This window comes from Fusibacter sp. (genome assembly GCF_057447755.1).
In genome coordinates this window covers 1-5,325 of the sequence record NZ_JBVBZF010000253.1, presented here as the reverse complement: position 1 = coordinate 5,325, position 5,325 = coordinate 1, and the positions used below count along the sequence as shown (strand labels likewise).

The following is a 5,325-nucleotide window of genomic DNA, read 5'->3' as shown; positions in this document are numbered from 1 at the left end:
TAGCTGGCTATAGATTGTCTGATGGTTATTTTTCTGGTCTTCAACCATGTCTTGCAAATCATCGCATAATTGCAAGATTATGCCGTAATGCAGATAAAATAATATTTGATCATTTGAAAGTGTGCCACAAACAAGGTATGCGTCAGCCAAAACTGATGTACCACCTTTCTCAAAAGTAAAATTCAAAATAGGGAATTCATAAGGCAATGAATCCCCGTGTTGAATTTGACTTTTTATTTGAGCGTCATGTATGCCCATTAAAGACTTATAAACCTGTGGGTATGAGACTCTACAATACTGACTTTCGATTTTGCCTACCAAAAGGTCTAGTGCCTTTTGATAGTGGCACTCCGGACCGTCTTCAGAACTGACATCTCCTAAGCTTAATGACACCATGTGAGTCCCCTCTGACAGTCGAAGGCCAAATTTGGACAGGACTTGCCTTTTATACTCAGACGCAATCTCGGCTGCATCAATAAAATTATCCGTATAAGGATATAACATACTGTAGCCAAACGCGCTAGGTGTCATGGCCACGGGTTTACCTTCTAAAAGTTGGATCATATTAATGATCCAAACATTGCGCATGGCTTGACCGATGTCTTCGATTTTCATTTTAGGGTCAAAGGCCTTAGCACATTCATAAAAATCTATTGTAGACTTTATCATTTCCTTATTAAAGAGGGCAGACATATCTGTGGATGCCATGATCTTACTGCTCTTTAAATAGGTCTTAATTAGGTCATTGAACTTCTCTTGACCTTCAGAGTCTTGGTCCTCAGAGTCTTGGACTAAACGCTTCAAGTCTCTCATCAATTTTATAATTTTATTATATTCATTCCTTTTTTCCTTAAACGAAAAAACTGGACCCTCTATCTCACCACCACTGGGCTGTCGATACCATTCCCCTACCAGCACATCTAATGCCTCTTTGTACATTTCATCACCTTCTTATATGTATTTCTATTCTAAAATACCACTTTCAGATTAAAATCGGGTTAAAAATAGAAAAGACTCTTATCCTTAAAGGTTAGAATAAGAGCCCTCATGCAAGTATATTTGACTTTAAACACTGTACTTTTCTAAGTACTCAATGCACTCTTCAAATGAAATCGGTTTTGAGAAATAGAAGCCTTGTGCCTCGTTACAGCCTCTCTCTCGCAAATGTTCCAGTTGTTCTATCTTTTCCACACCTTCTGCAACAACTTTTAAATTTAAATTGTTGGCAAGCGCGATGATGGCATTTGTAATTTCCCATCCTGCTTTATCGTGAATTTCAGAAATAAAGGAACGGTCAATTTTAAGTTTGTTAATTGCAATATTTTTGAGATATGACAAAGATGAATATCCTGTTCCAAAATCATCAATGGATATCATTACCCCTAATTTTTCAAGTTGGTCGAAGGTCAACCTAACCTTATCAAAATCGTTGATAAATAGGCCTTCAGTCACCTCATAGATTATTTGTTTAGGCTTTACAGGATATTGGGCAAACAAACGCTTGGTCTCCGACACCAAATCATGCTGCATCAATTGAATGACAGAGATGTTAATTGCCATTTGAAGGTTTTCATAGCCCCTACTTTCAAACGCTTGAAGGGCTTTTAAGGATTCTTCGATTACCCAACTGCCGATTTTAATAATCATTTTAGATTCTTCGGCAAGTTTAATAAAGACACTTGGCGATATATTGCCAAACTTGGCTGAATGCCATCTCAACAAGACCTCAAGTCCTATGACATTTTCAGTTTCTATGTTCATGATGGGTTGAAATGCCAAGCTCAACTCATTTTTATCGATGGCTTGGTTGAGCTCATTAATCATTTCAATTCGATTTCTCGCACTATAGTTCATCTCTTCATTATAGTATTCACTGCCCCCACGATTTCTTTCCTTGGCATGGTTCATAGCAATAATAGCATACTTGAAGATGTCCAGTGTGTCATTGGTATCATGTGGATATGTGCTAATCCCTATAGAAGCGCTTAAAGAAACCTCATGCATCCTGATATTAAATGGTGTCTTAAAGAGGTTGCTGATCTCTTCAACCTTTAAAATCAATTCATTTAGGTCCTTGCCTTTAAAAAGAATCGCAAACTCATCACCACCAATACGATAGAGCAGTTCATGACTTTGTGCGACACCATCGAGTTTCACTGCCAAGGATTGGATGATTTCATCACCAACCTTGAAGGTATAAGCATCGTTAATTTTTCTAAACTCATCGAGACCAATGATGATTAATGAAGCAAATGTTTGAGACTCGTCTAAATTCAAATCCTTCAGTATATTAAGCAAGGCCTTTTTATTTAAAAGGTCTGTTTGTGAGTCAAAGTTCTCAAGATAATCAATAATACGATCTTTCTTGATACGTTCATCAATTTCATTTTTTAGTAACTCATTTTGTATTTTAAGTTGGGAGAAGGAATCTTGTATTTCCTGTTGCATGCTCTCGAAGGCATGGGCCAATTTGCCGATTTCATCCTCTGAATGAATGTCAAAATCCACCTGATAGTTTTTCTCTTTCATTTGCTTAACCTTATTGGTTAAATAGTTGAGCTTTGAAGTCATTCTGGAATTGTACAATATGATGAAAATCACAACAAAGAAAAGGATGACAGCACCAATTCCCACTTGTTGACGAATCGCGGTATTTTGATCATTTTTAATCTGAACTTCAGAATTAATATACATCTTGTAGATTTCATCCTTAGGGACTAAAAATGCCAAAGTCCAAGTTTCATCGTAAAAACCTTGTTCCTGTGACCAGGAAACAAAGGGGTTCATTTTTTTACTAATAAAGAAATAAGTTTCGCCATTAAACTCAATGGTCTTAATGTCATTTGCCTCAGAAAAATTAAGGTTTCTGACCACGTCAATTGAGCTTTCTTGTATAAAACGATTAAGTCGATTAAAGCCAGTACCAGATTCGCTATCGTTGGTGCTTTCGCTTGTATTCTTTAACCCCAAAAGTTCAGCACCACTATCATTGACCGCAAAAACATTGCCATTAGACTGAATGAGCATCGCAAATCCAGTATTGCTGATTTCAATATTCTCCACTTGAGCAATAATGGACTCCAGTGTTATGTCATATGCAACCTGGCCTTTAAACACCTTGGTTTCACTATCCCAAATTGGATATGTGACGCCTAGGATTATGCCACCTGTAATCCCGTCCTGTACAGGCTGTGATACTCTGATGAGCTTTGGATTACCAATGCCTTTATCCAACATGCGTTTTGTCCAATCATCAACGAGTCCTGGATTAAAGGTTTCCCAAATTGGTAGGTCGTAAAGTTCTGGATAAACATCATAAACACTGTGCCCAATATCTATCCATGGGGCCATTCTAGTGAAATCTTCACCTATACCACCAGTGAAATAAATCTGGATTTTATCCTTACCATATTTAGCAAACGAAGGCATAATCAAATCAAATATTTCGGTCTCTGAGATTGCCTCTTCTACTTCTGGTTTTATTTGGCCATTATCATCATATAAATATCGGCCAAGAAATACCGTTGTAGGTTCTTGAGGTGTATTTTGGCCCCAGTTTCCATTGAAGATAATCTCATCTTTGAAATACGGGTCCTGTTCAATGACTGACATGACCGTTTGCAAATCCTTAGACTTATCGAATACCTCTTGAAATAGACCCCCTAGGATCTGAACTTCTTTGAGATAGCCATTATAGTTTTCCTCAATTCTCAAACTGATTTCATTGATATAGTTGGTATAATATTCGTCAAGCAAGTAGTATAGCTCACGATCCATAGTGCTTAAGGTTTTATCCGTTAGACGTTTCACAGATAAATTTGTATAAAGGATCATGGATAGCATGCCCAAAATGATGAATAAAATTGTGATCATTGTGATTTTAAAGTTTAGACTGCTCTTATATTTTTTAAATAAATTCATCATATCACCAACCTTACATTTTTTATAATTATACCCATAGTTAATTTATTTAAAGCTTTATTTATCCTTTTAAAGTCTTTTCAACCATTCGCAGAACTGATGGCTCACATGTCCAAGATCTTATTTCAGACAGCGGAATCCACTTCAAGTCATATGACTCATCACTACAGGTCAAGGGTTCACTTAAATCTGCCTCAAATAAAAATCTCACATCATAATGTAAATGAGGGGCAAGCGTCTTATGTTTAGGAATTTCATGTACATCCACATCAAAAATTGCGGTATCTAATAGTCTTAAAGACTTGAGGCCCGACTCTTCAGCAGCTTCTCTCTCAGCACATTTAATAAGGCACTCATCCTCTTCAGTGTGCCCACCAAGCTGAATCCACATATTTAGTTTTTTATGGTGTGTCAGAAGAACGTGTTCTCGTCTAAAGTCCGTAATCCAAGCTGATGCTGTCACATGACCCTTAGGATTGTCTTTTCCTAAGACGAGCTCATTGTTTTGAACAAACTCAAGTATTTGTTTTGCGGCAACCTCTCCTGACCCATCATGGTCTATATAAGCCAAAAGCAAGGCTTCAATCTCTTTGATGATATCATTTTTCATACTTGCTAGACCTCTTATTCTCTATTAATTTCCACGGTCCTATACTATAAAGACCCCATTGCATGATTTAAAAGTAAAAAGAATTGAGTTGCCTCAATTCTTTTTACGTATTTTATCCTTTATTGGAAGCTCTAACATAATCTCTTGAACAAAAGGCGTAAAGTCATCAAGTTCTATTGCGTTCATATCAAACCATTCTGCAGATTCCACGTTTTCTTCATCACCTTCAATGGTCAATGAATCAAATGATTTGACTTCCACTCGGTATATGAAACCCACCTGATGGATGGTTTCTTTAATACCCTCGTCTGATGTCTCATGAACAACTGCGGCATCTGATTTCAGATACGCATAAGACTCAATTTCAAGACCGGTTTCTTCCATAATTTCTCTGATTAATGCTGTGTCTGGTGCTTCGCCAAATTCTATTTTGCCTCCTGGGAAATCCCATAAGCCTTTAAAAAGACCTTTTGATTTTTTTACAAGCAATACTTTCTCGTCTTTCATGATAAGACCATAGACGCCAAAGTGTTGCACTCTCTGATACATAATTCACTCTCCTAATCGCATTTTATGCTCATTACTATTGTCTCACAGGAGCAAAATTTGTCAATATGCTTTGCACCGAATAAACAAACCCCGTGATGAAAGTCATCACGGGGTATTCTTAAAGTTCTTCTTTTAATAAAGCACCTAATCGGATGATCCCTTCAACGATCTTATCATCCGGCATATTTGAATAATTGACTCTCATGGTATTTTCGTGACCACCATTTGGGAAGAAAGACCCACCT

At 37.1% G+C, this 5,325-nt stretch carries 4 protein-coding genes and 1 pseudogene; all 5 read right to left on the bottom strand.

The window, feature by feature from the left end; genetic code table 11:
* Positions 1–939 (bottom strand): hypothetical protein (locus AC220I_RS17825; RefSeq protein WP_486725217.1); only part of this gene is annotated, 939 nt, incomplete at its 3' end.
* 126 nt (positions 940–1,065) lie between these two features.
* Positions 1,066–3,921 carry a bifunctional diguanylate cyclase/phosphodiesterase gene (locus tag AC220I_RS17820; protein ID WP_486725216.1) on the bottom strand — a complete coding sequence of 952 codons (2,856 nt, stop codon included), beginning with the start codon at positions 3,919–3,921 and terminating at the stop codon, positions 1,066–1,068.
* A 61-nt stretch (positions 3,922–3,982) separates the two neighbouring features.
* Entirely contained in the window at positions 3,983–4,531 is a 549-nt protein-coding gene (locus tag AC220I_RS17815) for an NUDIX hydrolase (protein WP_486725215.1), read from the bottom strand.
* Between the two features lie 93 nt (positions 4,532–4,624).
* Complete coding sequence (locus AC220I_RS17810; protein WP_486725214.1) at positions 4,625–5,080, bottom strand: NUDIX domain-containing protein; 456 nt, start codon at positions 5,078–5,080, stop codon at positions 4,625–4,627.
* Positions 5,081–5,198: 118 nt separating this feature from the next.
* Positions 5,199–5,325: pseudogene (locus AC220I_RS17805) on the bottom strand (aminotransferase); the annotation flags it as partial.

What these genes read in the sequence shown, in the direction of transcription:
- AC220I_RS17815 (WP_486725215.1), bottom strand. Translation starts at nt 4,531, where the DNA reads ATGAAAAATGATATCATCAAAGAGATTGAAGCCTTGCTTTTGGCTTAT.
- AC220I_RS17820 (WP_486725216.1), bottom strand. Translation starts at nt 3,921, where the DNA reads ATGAATTTATTTAAAAAATATAAGAGCAGTCTAAACTTTAAAATCACA.
- AC220I_RS17810 (WP_486725214.1), bottom strand. Translation starts at nt 5,080, where the DNA reads ATGTATCAGAGAGTGCAACACTTTGGCGTCTATGGTCTTATCATGAAA.